This is a genomic window from Pseudomonas sp. NFACC16-2, from assembly GCF_900119205.1.
Taxonomy (GTDB): domain Bacteria; phylum Pseudomonadota; class Gammaproteobacteria; order Pseudomonadales; family Pseudomonadaceae; genus Aquipseudomonas; species Aquipseudomonas fluorescens_Q.
On sequence record NZ_FPIX01000006.1, the window covers coordinates 34,093 to 54,706 of the forward strand.

Sequence of the window (20,614 nt, forward strand, 5' to 3'; positions counted from 1 at the left end):
AATTCCACGATGATACAGATCAGTGCCCTGCCCGCATTCACCGATAACTACATCTGGTTGTTACAGGACCACGCCACCCTGCGCTGCGCGGTGGTCGACCCAGGTGACGCCGCTCCGGTGCAGGCCTGGCTCGAGACCCACCCGGGCTGGGTCCTGAGCGACATCTTGATCACCCACCATCACCATGATCATGTCGGCGGCGTCCAGGCGCTGAAGAATGCGACGAACGCCACCGTCTACGGCCCGGCCAGCGAAAACATCCCGGCGCGGGACAAGGCCCTGCATGACAACGACAAGGTCAGCGTGCTCGGCTGGGACTTCGATGTCTACGCCGTGCCTGGCCATACCCTCGGGCACATTGCCTACTACCACCATGGCCTGCTGTTCTGTGGCGACACCCTGTTCGCCGCCGGTTGCGGCCGGCTCTTCGAAGGCACGCCTGCGCAAATGCACCATTCGCTCAGTCGCCTCGCCGCCCTGCCTGAAGATACGCTGGTCTACTGCACCCATGAATATACCCTCGGCAACCTGAAGTTCGCGGCCGCCGTGGAGCCCGGCAATCCGGACGTCGCTGCCCGCCTGGAAAAAGTCAGCCAGCAACGCAGCGAAGGCATCATGACCCTGCCCTCGACCCTCGCCCTGGAAAAACTCACCAATCCGTTCCTGCGCACGACTGAAACATCCGTTAAACAAAAAGCAGACGAACGGAACGGCCAGCGAAACCAGACGCCGAGTGAGGTTTTTGCGGCCTTGAGGGCTTGGAAAGATACGTTCTAAGGCAGCTATCGATTGATACAAAAATTCTGAAAGGTTGACCTGTTGGGGTGCGCTTCCTAGAATCGGCCGACATTTTTGCCCGGAACTTACTTCCAGCCAATGTCGTCATCTATACGCAGGTCCGTCCAGTCAGACACATTGACCCGCTTGGCTCAAGCCATCGCGGTGGCTGTGTCCGCCACATTGGCGGGCTGCCAGAGCACGGGGCAGCTGCCGCAGACCGACGCGGCGCATACACCGAATATCGCCGCTCGCGCCAAACAGAAGCCGGTATGGCTCACTGAGAAACCCAGCCCTCAAGTCCCCCAGGACGTCTGGGAGCGCATGCGCCAGGGCTTCCAGCTGCAGGAAACGGCCGGCGTCAACCCGCGTATCGAGCAACAGCGCCTGTGGTTCGCCAGCAACCCTTCCTTCATGGAAAACGCCGGTGAGCGCGGCAGCCTGTACATCCACTACATCGTCGAACGCCTCGAAGAGCGCAACATGCCGCTGGAGCTGGCGCTGCTGCCGGTGATCGAGAGTGCCTACAACCCCATGGCCTATTCCCGGGCCAACGCAGTGGGCCTGTGGCAGTTCATCCCGTCCACGGGGCGTTACTTCAACCTGCGCCAGACCCGCTTCTATGACGGGCGTCGCGACATCACCGCCTCCACCACGGCCGCCCTGGACTACCTGACGCGCCTGCACGACATGTTCAACGGCGACTGGTTGCTGGCGCTGGCGGCCTACAACGCCGGCGAGGGTACGGTCAGCCGCGCCATCGAGCGCAACGAGAAGCTTGGCCTGCCCACCGACTACTGGAACCTGCCGCTGCCCAGCGAGACCCAGGCCTATGTGCCGAAATTGCTGGCGCTGTCCCAGGTGGTGCTCTCGCCCGATGCCTATGGCGTGAACCTCAACCCGATCGCCAACGAACCCTATTTCCAGGTCGTCGAGATCAACCAGCGCATGGACCTGTCCAAGGTCGCGGCGGTGGCCAACATCGACGAAGACGAGCTGTTCCAGCTCAACCCGGCCTTCAAGCAACGCACCACCATCGACGGCCCCCAGCACCTGCTGGTGCCCACCTCCAAGGCCCAGCTGCTGACCGCCAGCCTGTCAACCATGCGTCCTGAAGAGTTGATCAGCCAGCGCTCGCTCAAGCCGGTTTTTGAATCGGCCGACGACAGCGATATGGAAGGCGCCTTGCGCACCTACCGTGTCAAGCGCGGCGAAAACCTCGCCCAGATCGCCAAGGCCAACAACGTCCAGACCAAGGACCTGCAACGCTGGAACAAACTCAGCGGCAACAAGCTCAAGGTCGGCCAGACCCTGGTGATGCAGGATGCCAAGGCCAGCAAGGCCCCTGGCAAGCGCATCAGCACCGTGGTGGCCGCCAACAGCAAGGACCAGAAGAAGCAGACCCAATACAAGGTCAAGCAAGGTGATTCGCTGTACGTCGTCGCCAAGCGCTTCAACGTGGAAATGCAGCACCTCAAGCGCTGGAACCCGCGGATGGGCAAGGCACTCAAGCCTGGGCAGATGCTGACGGTGTACTCCCCGCACTAAGCCTCGCGGTGGCCGAGGAGCTTTTTGTGGTGAGGGGATTTATCCCCGTTGGGCTGCGAAGCAGCCCTAAAGCCAGGCACCACGGTGTTTAAGGAAGTTTGGATGGGGTCGCTTCGCAACCCAGCGGGGATGAATCCCCTCGCCACAGGTTCGGTGCTCGACCGATATCCACCACCTTACTGATACTACCCGCTAACCCCCGCCTTTTTCCTGCCGATACAAGCTGTTACTGTACAGGCCATAAAAGCCCAAGCCGCCTGGATCGGATCTCAGACTTGATACGTCCCCTCCTCTTGCTCCTGATCAGCCTGGCCTTGAGCTCTCCCGCCAGCGCAACCATCAGCGAAAGCCATGGCTATGCGCAGTTCGGCACGCTCAAGTACCCGGCCAGATTCACCCACTTCGACTGGGTCAACCCGCAAGCGCCCAAGGGCGGTGTCTTGCGAGTCATGGCATTCGGCACCTTCGATACGCTCAATCCCTACACGTTCAAGGGCAGCAGCCCGGTTTCCACGCCGAATTTCCTGCAATACGGCATCAATGAGCTGAACGAACCACTGATGGTCGGCACAGGCCAGTACGCACCGTCCGGTGATGAACCGACGTCGAGCTACGGCCTGATCGCCCAGTCGGTGGAGTACAGCGAGGACCGCAGCTGGGTGGTGTTCAACCTGCGCCCCGAAGCGCGCTTTCACGATGGCGTGCCCATTACCGCCTATGACGTGGCGTTCTCCTACAGGACGCTGCTCAAGGAAGGCCATCCGCAATACCGCACCAACCTGCAGGAAGTGCTACGGGTCGACATTCTCAACCCACTGAGAATCCGCTTTGTCTTCAAGCGCGCGGGCAATCCGCTGCTGATCCTGCGCCTGGGGGAACTGCCGGTGTTGCCCCAGCATTACTGGAAAGACCGCGATTTCAAGGCGACGACCTTCGAACCGCCCCTGGGCAGCGGGCCATATCGCATCACCAAAGTGCAACCTGGCCGCCAGCTGGTGTTCGAACGAGTCAAGGATTACTGGGGCAAGGACCTGCCGGTCAATCGCGGCAAGTACAACTACGACCGCATGGACGTGGAGTTCTATCGTGACAGCGAAGTTGCCTTCGAAGCCTTCAAGGCTGGCGAGTTCGATATCTACATCGAACACCAGGCCAAGAACTGGGCCAATGGCTATGACTTTCCGGCGATCAAGCGCGGCGACATAATCAAGGCGCAGATTCCCCACCAGATCCCGACCCAGACCCAAGGCCTGTTCATGAACACCCGGCGCGGCACGTTTGCCGAAGTCAAGGTACGTGAAGCCCTGGGGCTGATGTTTGATTTCGAGTGGACCAACCGCACCCTGTTCAGCGGCGCCTACAAGCGCACCCTCAGTTATTACCCCAACAGCGAGTTCTCCGCCACTGGCCTGCCGGTGGGCCATGAATGGCTGCTGCTCAAGCCGTACCGGGAACAATTGCCGGCCAAACTGCTCACCGAACCCTTCAGCTTGCCCAAGACCGACGGTCGCGGCATTCCCCGGGAAACCCTGCGTAAAGCCCTGGGGTTATTGAAGCAAGCCGGTTGGAACCTCAACGGCCAACGCCTGCTGAACGCCGACAGCCAGCCCCTGAGCTTCGAAATCCTGCTGGTGAACCCGAACCTGGAGCGCATCCTGCAACCCTATGTCGAGAACCTCGCCAGCATCGGCATCCAGGCCCGGCTGCGCACGGTGGACCGTGCCCAGTACAAGCAGCGCCTGGACCAGTTCGACTTCGACATGATCCTGCTGACCTTGAACCAGACCCTCAGCCCGGGCCTCGAGCAATGGCAGTACTTCCACTCCAGCCAGGTCGGGGTCAAGGGCAGCAAGAATTACTCCGGGATCGCCAACCCAGTGGTCGACCATCTGCTGGAAAAGCTGCTCGCCGCCCAGACCCGCGACGAACAGGTCGCCGCCGGCAAGGCTCTGGATCGCGTGCTGCTGTGGCAGCATTACTGCATTCCCAACTGGTATCTCAATTATCATCGCCTGGCGTACCGCAACCGGTTCGCCTTCGTCACCACGCCGCCCTACACCCTGGGCCTGAGCGCATGGTGGCTGAAATCTTCGGAGAAAGATCAATGAAGCCTTTACGCGCCCTGCTCCTGCAGGCCAGCAGCCTGTTGTTCGCCGGGCTCGCCTGTGCCGCGCCGCAGCATGCCGTGACCTTGTACAACGAGCCGCCGAAGTACCCGGCCAACTTCAAGCATTTCGACTACGTCAACCCGGACGCGCCCAAAGGCGGAATCTTCCGCCAGGGCGGTTTTGGGGGCTTCGACAGCCTCAACCCGTTCATCAGCAAAGGCGTGCCGGCCGATGACATCGGCTTGATCTACGACACCCTGGCCAAGCAGGGCCTGGACGAACCATTCACCGAATATGGCCTGATCGCCGAAAAAATCGAGAAAGCCCCGGACAATGGCTGGGTACGCTTTTACCTGCGCCCCGAAGCCCGTTTCAACGACGGCCATCCGGTACGCGCCGAAGACGTGGTCTTCAGCTTCCAGACCCTGACCAAGGACGGCGCGCCGATGTTTCGCGGCTATTACAACGACGTCGCCGACGTCATCGCCGAAGACCCGCTCAAGGTTTTGTTCAAGTTCAAGCACACCAATAATCGTGAACTGCCGTTGATCCTCGGCCAATTGCCGGTATTGCCGAAACACTGGTGGGCCGAGCGCGACTTCAGCAAGGGCAATCTGGAGATCCCCCTGGGCAGCGGCCCCTACAAAGTCGCTGAAGTGAAGGCCGGACGCTCGATCCGTTATGAGCGAGTGAAGGATTATTGGGGCAAGGACCTGCCGGTCAATCGCGGCTTCTATAATTTCGACGTACTGGCGACCGACTATTACCGCGACAACACCGTCGCGGTCGAGGCCTTGAAAGCCGGGCAGTTTGATTTCTGGCTGGAGATGACCGCCAAGAACTGGGCCAACGCCTACAACATCCCGGCCGTGACCGAAGGCCGGTTGATCAAGGAACAGATCCCCAACGGCAACCCCACCGGCATGCAGGGTTTTGTCTACAACCTGCGCCGGCCGATTTTCCAGGACGTACGGGTGCGCAAGGCCTTGAGCCTGCTGCTGGACTTCGAGTGGACCAACAAGCAGCTGTTCAACGGCGCCTACGCCCGCACCCGCAGTTATTTCGAGAATTCGGAAATGGCCGCCACCGGGCTGCCCGGCGAAGACGAGTTGAAGATCCTCGAGCCCCTGCGCGGCAAGATTCCCGAACAGGTCTTCACCGACGCCTTCCAGCCGTCGGTGTGTGACGGCAGCGGCATGATCCGCGACCAGCAGCGCAAGGCCTACCAATTGCTGCAAGAGGCCGGCTGGCGCATCGTCGACGACAAGATGGTCGATGCCCAAGGCAAGCCGGTGGTGCTGGAATTTTTGCTGGCCCAGACCGAGTTCGAACGGATACTGCTGCCGTTCAAGCGCAACCTGAGCGACCTGGGCATTGAGCTGATCATCCGTCGGGTCGACGTCTCCCAATTCGTCAACCGCGTACGCTCCCGGGACTTTGACCTGGTGGTGGGCAGCTTCCCGCAATCCAGCTCACCGGGTAACGAACAGCGCGAGTTCTGGATGTCGGCCGCCGCCGACAAACCCGGCAGCCGCAACACCATGGGCCTGAAGGATCCAGCCGTTGACCAGTTGGTGGAACAACTGATCAACGCCGATTCACGCAAGAGCCTGGTAGCTCACGCCCGTGCGCTGGATCGGGTTTTGCAATGGGGCTACTACGTGATCCCGAACTGGCACATCAAGACCTGGCGCGTGGCCTACTGGAACCACATCGGCCATCCGAAAATCACGCCGACCTATGACATCGGCACCACCACCTGGTGGGTCAAGCCGGAGGTCAAGCCGGCCGATGAAGTAGAGAAGCAGGTCATCGAGCAGCAAATCGCCGCCCCTGCGAGCGTGGAGTAACGAAATGCTGGCTTACATTTTTCGGCGACTGCTGCTGATCATCCCGACCCTGTTCGGCATCCTGCTGATCAACTTCGTCATCATCCAGGCCGCGCCCGGCGGGCCGGTGGAACAGATGATCGCCAAGCTCGAGGGTTTCGAGGGCGCCACCAGCCGTATTGCCGGCGGCGGTGCCGAAGTGTCGGTGGCCGGTTCCTCCTACCGCGGCGCCCAAGGCCTGGACCCGGCGCTGGTCAAGGAAATCGAGCGTATGTACGGCTTTGACAAGTCGGCACCCGAACGCCTGTGGATCATGATCAAGAACTACGCCCACCTGGACTTCGGCGACAGTTTCTTCCGCGACGCCAAAGTCATCGACCTGATCAAGGAAAAGATGCCGGTGTCCATCTCCCTCGGGTTGTGGAGCACGCTGATCATGTACCTGGTGTCGATCCCGCTGGGGATCGCCAAGGCCACGCGGCACGGCAGCCATTTCGACGTCTGGACCAGCTCGGCCATCATCGTCGGCTACGCGATCCCGTCATTCCTGTTCGCCATCCTGCTGATCGTGGTGTTTGCCGGCGGCAGCTATTTCGACTGGTTCCCCTTGCGCGGGCTGACCTCCAACAACTTCGACGAGTTGAGCATGGGCGGCAAGATCCTCGATTACTTCTGGCACCTGGCCTTGCCCGTGACCGCCCTGGTGATCGGTAACTTCGCCACCATGACCCTGCTGACCAAGAACAGTTTCCTCGACGAAATCAACAAGCAATACGTGGTCACCGCCAAGGCCAAGGGCCTGACCCGCCACCGGGTGCTCTATGGCCACGTATTCCGCAACGCCATGCTGCTGGTGATCGCCGGTTTCCCTTCGGCATTCATCGGGATCTTCTTTACCGGCTCCCTGCTGGTGGAAGTGATCTTCTCCCTCGACGGCCTGGGCCTGATGAGTTTCGAAGCGGCGATCAACCGCGACTACCCGGTGGTGTTCGGCACCCTATTCATCTTCACCTTGCTGGGACTGGTGGTGAAACTGATCGGCGATTTGACCTACACCTTTGTCGATCCGCGCATCGACTTCGAAAGCCGGGAGCATTGAGATGAACCTGTCCCCTCTCAATCGCCGCCGCTTTGAACTGTTCAAGGCCAACAAGCGTGGCTGGTGGTCGCTGTGGCTGTTCCTGATCCTGTTCGGGCTGAGCCTGGGCGCCGAGTTGATCGCCAACGACAAGCCGCTGGTGGTGCATTACGACGACGGCTGGTACTTCCCGGCCCTCAAGCGCTACCCGGAAACCACGTTCGGCGGCGAATTCCCGCTGGAAGCCAACTACAAGAGCCCGTACATCCGTGAACTGCTGGCGGCCAAGAACGCCTGGGTGCTGTGGGCACCGATTCCGTTCAGCTACCAGAGCATCAACTACGACCTGAAGGTCCCGGCCCCGGCACCGCCCTCTTCCGTGAACTGGCTGGGCACCGATGACCAGGGCCGCGATGTCCTGGCCCGGGTCATCTATGGCTTCCGCATCTCGGTACTGTTTGCCCTGACGCTGACCGTGCTCAGCTCGATCATCGGCGTGATCGCCGGCGCCCTGCAGGGCTTCTATGGCGGCTGGGTGGACCTGGCTGGCCAACGCTTCCTGGAAATCTGGTCCGGGCTGCCGGTGCTGTACCTGCTGATCATCCTGGCCAGTTTCGTCCAGCCCAACTTCTGGTGGCTGCTGGGCATCATGCTGCTGTTTTCCTGGATGAGCCTGGTGGATGTGGTCCGTGCCGAATTCCTGCGCGGGCGCAACCTGGAATACGTCCGCGCGGCGCGGGCACTGGGCATGCAGAACGGCGCGATCATGTTCCGTCACATCCTGCCCAACGCCATGGTCTCGACCATGACGTTCATGCCGTTCATCCTCACCGGCGCCATTGGCACCCTCACCGCCCTGGATTTCCTCGGCTTTGGCCTGCCGCCCGGCGCACCGTCCCTGGGGGAGCTGGTGGCCCAGGGCAAATCCAACCTCCAGGCGCCCTGGCTGGGCATCAGCGCGTTCGCCGTGCTGGCCGTGATGCTGAGCCTGCTGGTGTTCATCGGCGAGTCCGCTCGTGATGCCTTCGATCCGAGGAAATGAAATGAACCAGGATAATCTGATCGAAGTGCGTGACCTGGCGGTAGAGTTCATTGTTGGCGAACGCCGCCAACGTGTGGTCGAGGGGGTCAGCTTCGATATCAAGCGCGGCGAAACCCTGGCCCTGGTGGGTGAAAGCGGCTCGGGCAAATCAGTCACCGCCCATTCGATCCTGCGGTTGCTGCCCTACCCGCTGGCCCATCACCCCACCGGGAGCATCCAGTATGCCGGCCAGAATTTGCTGGGCTTGAAGGAAAAAACCATCCGTCATATCCGCGGCAACCGGATCGCGATGATCTTCCAGGAGCCGATGACATCCCTCAACCCGCTGCACTCCATTGAAAAACAGATCAATGAAGTGCTCGGCATCCACAAGGGCCTGAGCGGCAAGGTCGCGACCCGCCGGACCCTCGAGTTGCTGGAACTGGTCGGCATTCCCGAGCCCCACAAGCGCCTCAAAGCCCTGCCGCACGAGCTGTCCGGCGGCCAGCGCCAGCGGGTGATGATCGCCATGGCCCTGGCCAACGAGCCGGAACTGCTGATCGCCGACGAGCCGACCACCGCGCTGGATGTCACCGTCCAGCTGAAAATCCTCGAATTACTCAAGCAATTGCAGGCGCGATTGGGCATGTCGCTGCTGCTGATCAGCCACGATTTGAACCTGGTGCGAAGAATTGCGCATCGCGTATGTGTCATGCAGCGCGGTTGCATCGTCGAACAGGCATCGTGCGAAGAGTTGTTCCGCGCACCGCAGCATCCGTACACTCGGGAATTGCTGGGCGCCGAACCCAGCGGCACCCCGGCGACCAACGTCGTCGGCCCGCCGCTGTTGCAGGTCGAGGACCTGAAAGTCTGGTTCCCGATCAAGAAAGGCCTGTTCAAGCGCACGGTAGACTACATCAAGGCCGTGGACGGTATCCGCTTCAGCCTGCCCCAGGGCCAGACCCTGGGCATCGTCGGCGAAAGCGGTTCCGGCAAGTCCACCCTGGGGTTGGCGATCCTGCGGTTGATCGGCAGCCAGGGCGGGATCCGCTTCGAAGGCAAGCAGCTGGACAGCCTGACGCAGCAACAAGTCCGGCCGCTGCGCCGGGAGATGCAAGTGGTGTTTCAGGACCCGTTTGGCAGCCTGAGCCCACGGATGTGTGTGAGCCAGATCGTCGGCGAAGGCCTGCGGATCCACAAGATCGGCACCGAAGCCGAACAGGAACAAGCGATAATCGCGGCATTGAAGGAGGTAGGCCTGGACCCGGAAACCCGGAACCGCTACCCCCATGAATTTTCCGGAGGGCAACGGCAGCGTATCGCCATTGCCCGGGCCCTGGTGCTCAAGCCGGCGTTGATTCTGCTGGATGAACCGACGTCGGCCCTGGACCGTACCGTGCAACGCCAAGTGGTGGAGCTGTTGCGGTCGTTGCAAACCAAGTACAACCTGACGTACCTGTTTATCAGCCATGACCTGGCTGTCGTCAAAGCGCTGAGCCACCAGTTGATGGTGGTCAAGCATGGCCAAGTGGTCGAACAAGGTGATGCCCGCAGCATATTCGCCGCGCCGCAGCACCCCTATACACAGCAGTTGCTGGAGGCCGCCTTCCTGGCCCCAACAACTGCCGAATAACCTGAAAGAGGAGCAACACATGGGTTTTCTCGCCGGTAAGCGCGTACTGATCGTCGGTGTCGCCAGCAAGCTGTCCATCGCATCCGGCATCGCCGCCGCCATGCATCGCGAGGGCGCTGAGCTTGCCTTCACTTATCAGAACGACAAACTCAAGGGTCGTGTCGAAGAATTCGCACAAGGCTGGGGCTCGAGCCCTGAGCTGTGCTTCCCGTGCGACGTGGCCAGCGACGAAGAAATCGCCAAGGTCTTCGAAGAACTGAGCAAGAAGTGGGATGGCCTGGACTGCATCGTGCACTCCGTGGGCTTCGCTCCGGGCGACCAACTGGACGGCGACTTCACCGAAGCCACCACCCGCGAAGGTTTCCGCATTGCCCACGACATCAGCGCCTACAGTTTCGTGGCCCTGGCCAAGGCCGGTCGCGAAATGATGAAAGGCCGCAACGGCAGCCTGCTGACCCTGTCGTACCTGGGCGCCGAGCGCACCATGCCGAACTACAACGTCATGGGCATGGCCAAGGCCTCCCTGGAAGCTGGCGTGCGTTACCTGGCCGGCTCCCTGGGCCCGGACGGCACCCGCGTCAACTGCGTATCGGCAGGTCCCATCCGTACCCTCGCCGCTTCCGGCATCAAGAACTTCCGCAAGATGCTGGCCGCCAACGAAGCGCAAACCCCGCTGCGTCGCAACGTCACCATCGAAGAAGTCGGCAACGCCGGCGCCTTCCTGTGCTCGGACCTGGCGTCGGGCATCAGCGGTGAAATCATGTACGTGGACGGCGGCTTCAACACCACCGCCATGGGCAACATCGAAGAGTAATCTTCACCCGCGCCACGCGTAAAAAAACGCCGCTCGTCCTGGAAAGGCCAAGCGGCGTTTTTTATTGCCGATTGTCTGATTATGCCGCAATACCTTGTGGGAGCGAGCTTGCTCGCGATGGCGATGAGTCTGCTGGCATTGGTATGAATGTACCGACGCCTTCGCGAGCAAGCTCGCACCACCACGGGAATTGGGCGCAGCGCGGGTCAAGGGAATGCCTCGAATCAGTGTCAGTCTCAAGAGCAAATCGGTTGGTCGACCGGGATGCTTTTGTGGCGAGGGAGCTTGCTCCCGCTGGGCTGCGCAGCAGCCCCTCTCAAGCTCACTCAATCAACCTGATCCACCGCGTCGCCGGGCTCCAGGGCCGCTGCGCGCCCCAGCGGGAGCAAGCTCCCTCGCCATTGAATGAGGGGTGAGTCTCGGTTCTTCGACCAACATAAATCTCTGTGTGATCGGGGGTTGGCTTGTGCTAGCTGCGTAGCGCCTGTTTCTGGGCATACATCGCCGCATCCGCGTCAGCCAATAGATTGTCGATTGACCGATGGCGCTGGGCGTCGTATTCGATCTGGCCCACGCTGAAACGAATGTCATAGCCACGCTGCAACATCGCATTGCGCTCATCGAGGATTTCCTTGAGGCGCGCCATGATCGCCGAGGTCTCGACATAGGAAGAGCCAGTGAGCAGCGCCACGAACTCATCACCGCCCAGGCGACCGATCACATCACTTTCGCGAAAGGCGATACGCAGCACATCAGCGAAGGTTTTCAGCGCGCTGTCACCCTCGGCATGCCCATAGCGATCGTTGATCGGCTTGAAGTCGTTGAGGTCGAAGAACAGCAACGTTGCCGGTCGCGACAAGCGATCACACACATTCAGCGCATGCTGGGCCAACGTCCTGAAGCCACGTCGATTGGATAGCAGCGTGAGCTCGTCCATGCTCGCCATCTGCACCGCGACCATTTCCTGTTCGGCCATGCGCGCCAAGTCGCGCAGCAGTTCGCGCTCCTCATCATTGAGTTTGCGCGGCCGGGTGTCGAGCAGGCACAACGTACCGAGCTTGCTACCGTCCTCCAGCCCCAGCGGATGCCCGGCGTAGAAACGAATGCCAGGCTTGTCCGTGACCAAGGGATTGTCGTGAAAGCGCTCGTCCTGCTCCGCGTCGCAGATTTCCAGGATCTGATCCTGCAAGATCGCATGCCCGCAAAAGGAAACTTCCCGCGGGGTTTCGCTGGCGTCCAGGCCGGCGCTGGACTTGAACCACTGCCGGTTGGCGTCCACCAGGGACACCAGGGCGATGGGTACGTCAAACAGACGTCGGGCAAGACGGGTCAGGCGGTCAAACCGTTCTTCAGGTGCGGTATCAAGCAGCTTGAGCGAGTGCAGATTTTTGAGGCGAGCGGCTTCGTCATCCGGTTTGCGTGGCGCAAGCATCGGAAACTCCATTGGCAGGACTTCATGAAGTCTAGCCCAGGACCCCAGCCCTTCAACCGAACGGGCTAAATCCGACGGGCATTTGCCGATCAGGACTAATACACTGCCACTCAAGTTCAAGACGAGGACGCTGACCGATGAAGCACGCCCCCCATGACGACGCCCCACGCTTCTGGCGCGACGCGGCCCTGCCCTTCATCGAAGCCCGGGCCATCGGCGATGGGCGCAAGGTCTGCTATTCGCGCCATTCCCATGACCACTTTTCCATCGGCGCGATCACCGCTGGGCGCAGCACCTACCTTCACGAACGATCGAAATTCCAGGTGGAAAGTGGCACGGTAGTGCTGATGAACCCGGGCGACGTCCACGCGTGCAACCCAATCGACGATCAGCCGTGGTCCTACGTGATGTTGTACGTCGACACCCAATGGCTCAGAGACTTGCAGCGCCGTGTCGGCTTTGACGAAAGCCTGGATTTCCAGGGCTTCGCCACCACCCACAGCCGCGACGTGGAACTGTTTACCGCGTTGGAAAAACTGTATGGACAATTGGTAGACGAGCAGCTCGACGCTGGCGACAAGCACGCCGCCGCCGAGGCATTTTTCATTGACCTGCAACAACGGCTCAACCCTGCCGGTCGCCCGGATCGTGGCAGCCATCCGAGCCTGATGCGTGCGGCACAGTTTATCCACGACCATTGCAGCGAAGCCTTGAAGCTGGAAGACATCTGCACCGCCGCGCAACTGTCACCGTCCTACCTGAGCCGAGCCTTCAAGCGCCATTATGGGATGACGCCCCACGCCTTCCTGGTCAACCGCCGAATCCAGTTTGCCCGGCGCCAATTGCGCGAAGGCAAGCTGATCGCCGACGTGGCGCTGGACAGCGGGTTTGCCGACCAGGCGCATTTCCAGCGTGCCTTCAAGCAACACCTGGCGGCCACTCCGGGCCAGTATCGCGGTTGAACTTCTCCTGTTTTGTGGTGAGGGGATTTATTCCTGCTCGCCCGGGCAATATCGCAGTTGAGCTTCTCCTGTTTTTGTGGCGAGGGGATTTATCCCCGCTCGGCTGCGCAGCAGTCGCAAACCGGCCAACGCGGTTCGCCTGTTGTAGCGCGGCGCCTGGTTTTTGGGGCTGCTTCGCAGCCCAACGAGGATAAATCCCCTCGCCACAACAGTGTTCCAACCGAAACCGTGGGTTTGACTCAAGGCAGCAGCAGATACACCGCACTGGCCACCAATAACACCGCCATCGTCCGATTGAACAGGCGCATGGTCGCCGGATTACGCAGCCAGCTGCGCAGAAAACTCCCGGCGTAAGCCCAGCAGCCCACCGAGACGTAGCAGATCACCAGGTAGATCGCCGCAAACTGCCACACCAGCCACGCCTCGCCACCGGCCACGAATGCCCCCATTCCCGCCACGCAGGCCAGCCACGCCTTGGGGTTGAGCCATTGCATCAACGCGCCATAGAACATCGAAGGCGCCCGTGCCTCGTCCTCGCCTCCCAGGTGCCCGTTATCCATCACCAGTTTCCAGGCCATGAACAACAGGAACGCCACGCCGCCCAGTTGCACCACCCGTGTGAGGCCAGGCCAGCGTTGCAACACTTCATGCAAGCCCAGCCCCATCAGCACCAGCAGCAAGACAAACCCCAGGGTTGCACCGCCCACATGGCGCAACGTCGCACGAAACCCGTACCGCGCCCCGGAGCTGAGGGCGACGATATTGACCGGGCCAGGTGTAATGGAGGCGACCAGGGCAAACGCCGCCATGGAAAGAATCAAACTCATCGCACACCTTCTTTGTATCTGTGAGGGGGCGATCAAGGTAAATTGCCAATCGCAGGCGGTATTGAACAAAACTGCCCAAGGGGGCTACCCATCAGCCCTCCACAAAAACAATACTGCGCGGTTCATTCATCCAGGCGTGTTCTATGTCCATTGCGGTAGTGCGGTTTATTGGCTTCATCCTCGGTATTTTCCTGATCACCCTGGCTGCCAGCATGGCAATCCCGCTTTTGACGCTGGTGATATATGAGCGCAACGATGACCTCTCGGCGTTTTTGTGGTCGAGCCTGATCACCTTCGTCTGCGGCATCGCATTGGTAGCGCGTGGTCGGCCAGCACACACCCAGATGCGCCCGCGGGACATGTACCTGTTGACCACCGCCAGTTGGGTCATCGTTTGCAGCTTCGCCGCCCTGCCCATGGTGTTCATCCAGCACATCAGCTACACCGATGCCTTTTTCGAGACCATGTCGGGCATCACCACCACCGGCTCGACCATCCTGACCGGCCTGGACACGGCCTCTCCCGGCCTGTTGATCTGGCGCTCGATGTTGCACTGGCTCGGCGGGATCGGCTTTATCGGCATGGCGGTGGCGATCCTGCCATTGCTGCGGGTCGGCGGCATGCGGCTGTTCCAGACCGAGTCGTCGGACTGGTCAGAGAAAGTCACGCCGCGCTCCCATGTCGCGGCGAACTACATCCTGTGGATCTATGTCGGCCTGACCGCGCTCGCCACCCTGGCCTTGTGGCTGGCCGGCATGACGCCCTTCGAAGCGATCAACCATGCGATGTCGTTGATTTCCACGGGTGGCTTTTCCACATCGGATGCTTCCCTGGGGCATTGGCCCCAACCGGCCATTCACTGGGTGTCGGTGGTCGTCATGATGGCAGGCGCGCTGCCCTTCACTTTGTACGTCGCCACCTTGCGCGGCAACAAACGCGCGTTGCTCAAGGACCAGCAAGTCAGGGGATTCGTCGGATTCCTGGTCATCACCTGGCTCATCGTGGGGACCTGGCTGAGCCTGAACAGCGACTACAGCTGGTGGGATGCGGTCCGTATCGTGGCCGTCAACGTGACGTCGGTGGTCACCACCACGGGCGTGGCGCTGGGCGACTACACGCTATGGGGCAGCTTTGCCTTGCTGCTGTTCTTCTATTTGACGTTCGTTGGCGGTTGCTCGGGATCGACGGCCGGCGGACTGAAGATCTTCCGCTTCCAGGTAGCCGGCGAGTTATTGATGGGCAGCCTGAAACAACTGATCCATCCCCGGGCGGTGATCCAGAAAAAATACAACGATCACCCCATCGACGAAGAAATCGTCCGCTCGCTGCTGACCTTTTCGTTCTTCTTCACCATCACCATTGGCGCTATCGCCCTGGGGCTGGCGCTGATCGGTCTGGACTGGACCACCGCCCTGACCGGCGCGGCCACCGCCGTGTGCAACGTGGGGCCCGGGCTGGGCACGATCATCGGACCCGCCGGCAACTTCTCGACCTTGCCGGATGCGGCGAAGTGGCTGCTGACCATAGGCATGCTGCTGGGTCGGCTGGAAATCCTGACGGTGCTGGTGTTGTTCACGCCGGTGTTCTGGAAGTATTGAAGACATCGGGCACAAGACAAAAAAAGCCGCGATGCCCTGAACAGGCATCGCGGCTTTTTTTTTCAAGCGATCAGCGGTCGTTCTTGATCGAAGAGCTGGTCGCGTTGGTCAGGCCCTTGGTGTTGTGGGTACCTGGTGTAGCGGTGGAAATCGCCGATGCCTTGGTCAGGCCACGGGTATCACGGTCCTTGGCGATGCTTGAGGTCAGCGAAGCCTTGCTGCTGCGGTCGGTGCGCGTGGTGCCCGTGTGCTTGCCGCTCAGGCCATGATCGCGGGTACGGGTACCGGTGTGGTCGCTAGCCAATCCTTTGCCAAGGCCGCTGGAATCACCCGACTTGTCATGGCCCTGGCCACCACCAATGCCACCACCGATGCCACCGTGGCCACCGCTATTACCACCGCCGTTTCCTCCACCGTGGCCACCACCTCCATTGCCACCGCCTGCGGCATAGCTCGAACCGATAGGCGACAACTCAGCAGGCAGCAAGGCCGAAGCACCGAACGCCAAGGCACAGACCGCAACGGCGATGAGAGATTTCTTATGTTTGGACATGATGTCTCCGAAAGACAAAAACAACGGTTGAACCTTTAAGACTCTCAGGTTCAATTATTGTTCGTGACCGCCCGACCAAGTGAACGGAAATTCACTGTCGATTTTTCGGTGGAGTCGTTCCAGGCACGGTTCTATGCTCAGGCCCATGAACCTACACGACTCGCTGCTCCCGCCCCATGCCGAGATGGTCCGCGCCATGCTCGAACGAGACACCGCCTACGAGGGGGTGTTCTTCACTGCGGTCAAGACCACCGGTATTTTCTGTCGCCCCAGTTGCACCGCGCGCAAGCCGAAACCGGAGAACGTGGAGTTCTTCGCCCATGCCGACGAAGCCATGTCGGCCGGTTACCGGGCCTGCCTGCGCTGCAAGCCCCTGGACGCCGCCGCCATCGCACCAGACTGGATCCAGGCCCTGCTCAAAGCCGTGGACGCCGAACCCGACCTGCGCTGGACCGATGCCCTGTTGCTGGAACAAGGTATCGAGCCACTGAAATTGCGCCGCTGGTTCAAGCAACATTTCGGCATGACCTTTCACGCCTATCTGCGCACCCGCCGCCTGGGCATCGCCTTGGGCGGCATCAAGGACGGCAGCTCCATCGACAATGCCGCATTCGACTCCGGCTATGAGTCATTGAGCGGTTTTCGTGACGCCTTCGTGAAATCCTTCCACATCACACCGGGCCGCGCAGCCCTCAGCGAACCTTTGCTGTTCACCCGCCTGACCACACCGTTGGGCCCCATGCTGGCCATGGCCGAACGACGAGGCCTGGTGCTGCTGGAATTCCTCGACCGCCCGGCCCTGACCAAGGAGCTCGAAGAGCTGCAGCTACGCTACGGCTACACGGTTGCGCCGGGGCACAACGCGCATTTGCAACAGATCGAAACCGAACTGGCCGAGTATTTCGCCGGCAAGCTCACGGCGTTCAACGTTCCGCTGCACATGCCGGGCAGCGCCTTCGCCGTACGGGTCTGGGCTGAACTGCAAAAGATTCCCTATGGCGAAACCCGCAGCTACGGCGGCATCGCCACGGCGCTGGGCAGCCCTGGCGCCAGCCGCGCCGTGGGCCTGGCCAATGGGCAGAATCGCTTGGCCATCGTCATTCCGTGCCACCGGGTGATCGGTGCGGATGGCTCGTTGACCGGTTATGGTGGCGGCCAGCCGCGCAAGGCGTTTCTGTTGCGGCTGGAAAAAGCCGCGGTGCAGGTTTCACTGCCCCTGGCGTTTTGAGCGCTCCGGAGAACGAACACTTGATGCCTGTGCCCTATCACGACGCCAGTGCCTTCCTGGCCAACCTCGACGAAGACTGGCGACGGCATGTCGCGACGATCGGCCCTTGCCTGCTGCAGCCCAAACCGGCCCGCGATCCCTATGAAGCCCTGGTCCGGGCGATTGCCTACCAGCAACTGCATGCCAAGGCAGGCGATGCGATTCTGGGCCGGTTGCTGGCGTTGTTCCCGGCACAGACATTCCCCACCCCCGTGCAAATCCTGGCGACAGACGTTGCTCAATTGCGCGGTTGTGGATTTTCCGCCAGCAAGATCGTGACCATCCAGGGCATCGCCCAAGCGGCCCTGGACGGGGTGGTGCCGGATTACGCCACGGCGCGGGCGATGGAGGACGAAGCATTGATCGAGCGCTTGGTCAGCCTGCGCGGCGTCGGGCGCTGGACCGTGGAGATGCTGCTGATCTACAGCCTGGAACGACCCGACATCCTGCCGGCTGATGACTTTGGGGTGCGCGAGGGTTATCGACGGCTCAAGGGGTCGGCGCAACAACCCAGCCGCAAGCAGATGGTCGAGATCGGCCTGGCCTGGAGCCCTTATCGGACGGTGGCGGCGTGGTATTTGTGGCGGGTGCCGAAATGATGTTGGCTGCACCGACGCCTTCGCGAGCAAGCCCGCTCCCACACTGACCGAGAGTGGGCAGAAGATCTATGACCGACACAGATCCCTGTGGGAGCGGGCTTGCTCGCGAAGGCGGTCGCATGGTCACCCTCAATTCAACTGTCAAGACACAGATTGTCTAGGCTGTACTGAGTCATTTCCAACCCCACTGGAGGTTCCCATGCAGCTCGAAGGATCCTGCCACTGCGGCGCCGTGTCGTTCAGCCTGGCCTGCGCCCACCCCTACCCTTATCAACGCTGCTACTGCTCGATCTGTCGCAAGACCCAGGGCGGCGGCGGTTATGCGATCAACCTGGGGGGCGATGCCCGAAGCCTGAAGGTGCGCGGTCGCAAGCACATCTCGATCTACCATGCACGGCTCAAGGACGAAGGCGATAAACGCGCCCACCGCAGCAGTGCCGAACGGCATTTCTGTTCCCTGTGCGGTTCGGGGTTGTGGCTGTTCAGCCCCGAATGGCCGGAACTGGTGCACCCGTTTGCCTCAGCCATCGACACACCGCTGCCGGTACCGCCGGAGCACACCCACTTGATGCTCGGTTCCAAGGCGCCGTGGGTGGAGGTCGAGGCGCATAAGGGCGACCAGCAGTTCGATGTCTATCCCGAGGAGTCCATTGCTAAGTGGCATGAACGCCTGGGGCTGGTCACTTAGAGATGCAGTGCTGCATAAGGACCCATCGCGAGCAAGCTCGCTCCCACATTGGACTTGGGAAGTTCACAAATCCCCTGTGGGAGCGAGCTTGCTCGCGATGACGCCAGTACCGGCAGCTCTGCACTATCGAGCCGGCACACCACTGTGGAAACGAAACTCCACATCCGGCGATTCGATCAGCTCCCGCTCGGCCTCACGGACCTTGTCGATCACCTGGGCAATGTCCTTGGCGTCACCGTACTGGTAAGCCAGTTTCAGGTAGCCCTGGAAATGCCGGGCTTCGCTTTTCAGCAAACCGAAATAGAACTTGCCCAGCTCTTCATCCAAATGCGGCACCAAGGCCTCGAAACGCTCGCAACTGCGGGCCTCGATGAAGGCGCCAACCACCAGGGTGTCCACCAGCTTGACCGGTTCGTGGCTGCGTACCACCTTGCGCAGCCCCGAGGCATAACGCCCGGCGGAGAGCTGACGCAAACCGATCTTGCGCTTCTTCATCAAGCGCATGACCTGCTCGTGATGCACCAGCTCTTCCCGGGCCAGGCGCGACATCAGATTGATCAGGTCGACGTGGGAATGATATTTGGCGATCAGGCTCAGGGCAGTGCTGGCCGCCTTGAACTCGCAATTCTTGTGGTCGATCAGCAACGTTTCCTGGTCAGCCAACGCGGCCTGGACCCAGGCATCGGGGGTGCGGCAACCAAGGAATTCGTGAATTTCGGGAAGATTCATGGGGCTCACGGGAAAAGGTAGTCGAGCGAAGGGCGCCGATTATACCGGCCTGCCCCCAGACCACCAGCCACCGCCGTTGATATGCATCAAGTCAAAGACTCACCCACAGCAACTAGACTGCCCCACAACAACTATAGTTGAGCAACGCCAGCCTTTTCATTGCAGGAGAACGCCGATCATGCAAGCCATTCGCAGCATCCTGGTGGTTATTGAGCCCGAACATTCGGAAAGCCTGGCGCTCAAGCGCGCCAAACTGATCGCCGGAGTGACCCAGGCCCACCTGCACCTGCTGGTGTGCGACAAAAAGCATGACCATGCCGGCCTGCTCAGCGTGCTCAAGGCCGCACTGCTGGCCGACGGCTACAGCGTCACTACCGAGCAGGCCTGGAACGAAAGCCTCCACGACACCATCATCGACGTGCAGCAGGCGGAAGGTTGCGGCCTGGTGATCAAGCAGCACTTCCCCGACAGCCCGCTGAAAAAAGCCCTGCTGACCCCGGCGGACTGGAAACTGCTCCGTCACTGCCCAACCCCGGTGCTGCTGGTGAAAACCGCCGGCTCCTGGAAAGACAAGGTGATCCTGGCCGCCGTCGACGTTGGCAATGCCGACGGCGAGCATCGCCACCTGCACTCCACCATCATCGATCATGGCTATGACATCGCCCTCCTCGCCAAGGCGCACCTGCATGTGATCAGCGCCCACCCCACACCGATGCTTTCGTCCGCCGACCCGACGTTCCAGCTCAAGGAAACCATCGAGGCCCGCTATCGCGAACAATGCCGGGCGTTCCAGGCCGAATTCGACATCGATGACCAGCACCTGCACATCGAAGAAGGCCCGGCGGACGTCTTGATTCCGTATATGGCGCGCAAGCTGCAGGCGGCGGTGACGGTGATCGGCACCGTGGCCCGCTCGGGGTTGTCCGGGGTGCTGATAGGAAACACCGCCGAGGCCGTGCTCGATACGCTGGAAAGCGATGTGCTGGTGCTCAAGCCGCAGGAGGTCGAAGACCATCTGGTGGAGTTGGCGGTCAAGGAATAAAGCGAATGGGCTTTTTGTGGCGAGGGAGCTTGCTCCCGCTGGGTTGCGCAGCGACCCTCGCTCTTGATCTAAAAAAATCTCTGGTCCTGGAAATCCAGGCGTCTGCTGC

At 61.0% G+C, this 20,614-nt stretch carries 18 protein-coding genes; 14 read left to right on the forward strand and 4 right to left on the reverse strand.

Annotated elements, in window-relative coordinates:
- The first annotated feature begins 9 nt into the window (after positions 1-9).
- From gloB to fabI, 8 genes are all read left to right on the forward strand, one after another.
- On the forward strand, positions 10-777 hold the full coding sequence (gene gloB / locus BT116_RS07490) for a hydroxyacylglutathione hydrolase (RefSeq protein ID WP_072341779.1): 768 nt from the start codon (positions 10-12) through the stop codon (positions 775-777).
- Between the two features lie 99 nt (positions 778-876).
- A complete protein-coding gene (locus tag BT116_RS07495) occupies positions 877-2,325 on the forward strand; it encodes a transglycosylase SLT domain-containing protein (protein ID WP_072341782.1) in 1,449 nt (482 codons plus the stop codon).
- A gap of 275 nt (positions 2,326-2,600) precedes the next feature.
- Positions 2,601-4,433, forward strand: a complete 1,833-nt coding sequence (locus BT116_RS07500; protein ID WP_072341785.1) for an extracellular solute-binding protein — start codon at positions 2,601-2,603, stop codon at positions 4,431-4,433.
- Positions 4,430-6,283 (forward strand): extracellular solute-binding protein, encoded by a 1,854-nt coding sequence (locus BT116_RS07505; RefSeq protein ID WP_072341788.1) that lies wholly within the window; start codon positions 4,430-4,432, stop codon positions 6,281-6,283. Before BT116_RS07500 ends, BT116_RS07505 begins: the two co-directional genes overlap by 4 nt.
- Before the next feature lie 4 nt (positions 6,284-6,287).
- Complete coding sequence (locus BT116_RS07510) at positions 6,288-7,361, forward strand: microcin C ABC transporter permease YejB (protein ID WP_063320733.1); 1,074 nt, start codon at positions 6,288-6,290, stop codon at positions 7,359-7,361.
- A gap of 1 nt (position 7,362) precedes the next feature.
- On the forward strand, positions 7,363-8,382 hold the full coding sequence (locus BT116_RS07515; RefSeq protein WP_063320732.1) for an ABC transporter permease: 1,020 nt from the start codon (positions 7,363-7,365) through the stop codon (positions 8,380-8,382).
- Between the two features lies 1 nt (position 8,383).
- Complete coding sequence (locus BT116_RS07520) at positions 8,384-9,994, forward strand: ABC transporter ATP-binding protein (RefSeq protein ID WP_072341791.1); 1,611 nt, start codon at positions 8,384-8,386, stop codon at positions 9,992-9,994.
- Between the two features lie 19 nt (positions 9,995-10,013).
- Positions 10,014-10,808: an enoyl-ACP reductase FabI gene (gene fabI, locus BT116_RS07525; protein WP_003202751.1), complete on the forward strand. Its 795-nt coding sequence runs from the start codon at positions 10,014-10,016 to the stop codon at positions 10,806-10,808.
- Between the two features lie 469 nt (positions 10,809-11,277).
- On the opposite strand, the gene BT116_RS07530 is transcribed toward fabI, so the two are convergent.
- Positions 11,278-12,240 (reverse strand): GGDEF domain-containing protein, encoded by a 963-nt coding sequence (locus BT116_RS07530; protein WP_072341794.1) that lies wholly within the window; start codon positions 12,238-12,240, stop codon positions 11,278-11,280.
- A 137-nt stretch (positions 12,241-12,377) separates the two neighbouring features.
- On the opposite strand from BT116_RS07530, the gene BT116_RS07535 reads away from it, so the two are divergent.
- Positions 12,378-13,202, forward strand: a complete 825-nt coding sequence (locus BT116_RS07535) for a helix-turn-helix transcriptional regulator (protein WP_072341797.1) — start codon at positions 12,378-12,380, stop codon at positions 13,200-13,202.
- A 239-nt stretch (positions 13,203-13,441) separates the two neighbouring features.
- Here the strand turns inward: BT116_RS07535 and BT116_RS07540 are convergent, their stop codons facing one another.
- Positions 13,442-14,029, reverse strand: coding sequence for a LysE family translocator (locus BT116_RS07540; protein WP_072341800.1), 588 nt, complete (start codon positions 14,027-14,029; stop codon positions 13,442-13,444).
- Positions 14,030-14,172: 143 nt separating this feature from the next.
- Between BT116_RS07540 and BT116_RS07545 the strand changes: the two genes are divergently transcribed.
- On the forward strand, positions 14,173-15,627 hold the full coding sequence (locus BT116_RS07545; protein WP_072341804.1) for a TrkH family potassium uptake protein: 1,455 nt from the start codon (positions 14,173-14,175) through the stop codon (positions 15,625-15,627).
- A gap of 70 nt (positions 15,628-15,697) precedes the next feature.
- Here BT116_RS07545 and BT116_RS30415 read toward each other — a convergent pair whose 3' ends face one another.
- On the reverse strand, positions 15,698-16,180 hold the full coding sequence (locus BT116_RS30415) for a hypothetical protein (protein WP_072341808.1): 483 nt from the start codon (positions 16,178-16,180) through the stop codon (positions 15,698-15,700).
- Positions 16,181-16,325: 145 nt separating this feature from the next.
- Here BT116_RS30415 and BT116_RS07555 point away from each other — a divergent pair, with 145 nt between their 5' ends.
- From BT116_RS07555 to BT116_RS07565, 3 genes are all read left to right on the forward strand, one after another.
- Positions 16,326-17,408: a bifunctional transcriptional activator/DNA repair enzyme AdaA gene (locus BT116_RS07555; protein ID WP_072341811.1), complete on the forward strand. Its 1,083-nt coding sequence runs from the start codon at positions 16,326-16,328 to the stop codon at positions 17,406-17,408.
- 23 nt (positions 17,409-17,431) lie between these two features.
- Complete coding sequence (locus tag BT116_RS07560) at positions 17,432-18,046, forward strand: DNA-3-methyladenine glycosylase family protein (RefSeq protein ID WP_072341814.1); 615 nt, start codon at positions 17,432-17,434, stop codon at positions 18,044-18,046.
- Positions 18,047-18,245: 199 nt separating this feature from the next.
- Positions 18,246-18,734 (forward strand): GFA family protein, encoded by a 489-nt coding sequence (locus BT116_RS07565; protein WP_072341817.1) that lies wholly within the window; start codon positions 18,246-18,248, stop codon positions 18,732-18,734.
- Between the two features lie 123 nt (positions 18,735-18,857).
- Here BT116_RS07565 and BT116_RS07570 read toward each other — a convergent pair whose 3' ends face one another.
- Complete coding sequence (locus tag BT116_RS07570; RefSeq protein ID WP_060741958.1) at positions 18,858-19,463, reverse strand: MiaE family protein; 606 nt, start codon at positions 19,461-19,463, stop codon at positions 18,858-18,860.
- A gap of 178 nt (positions 19,464-19,641) precedes the next feature.
- Here BT116_RS07570 and BT116_RS07575 point away from each other — a divergent pair, with 178 nt between their 5' ends.
- Positions 19,642-20,505: a universal stress protein gene (locus BT116_RS07575; RefSeq protein WP_072341820.1), complete on the forward strand. Its 864-nt coding sequence runs from the start codon at positions 19,642-19,644 to the stop codon at positions 20,503-20,505.
- The last annotated feature ends 109 nt before the right edge of the window (positions 20,506-20,614 follow it).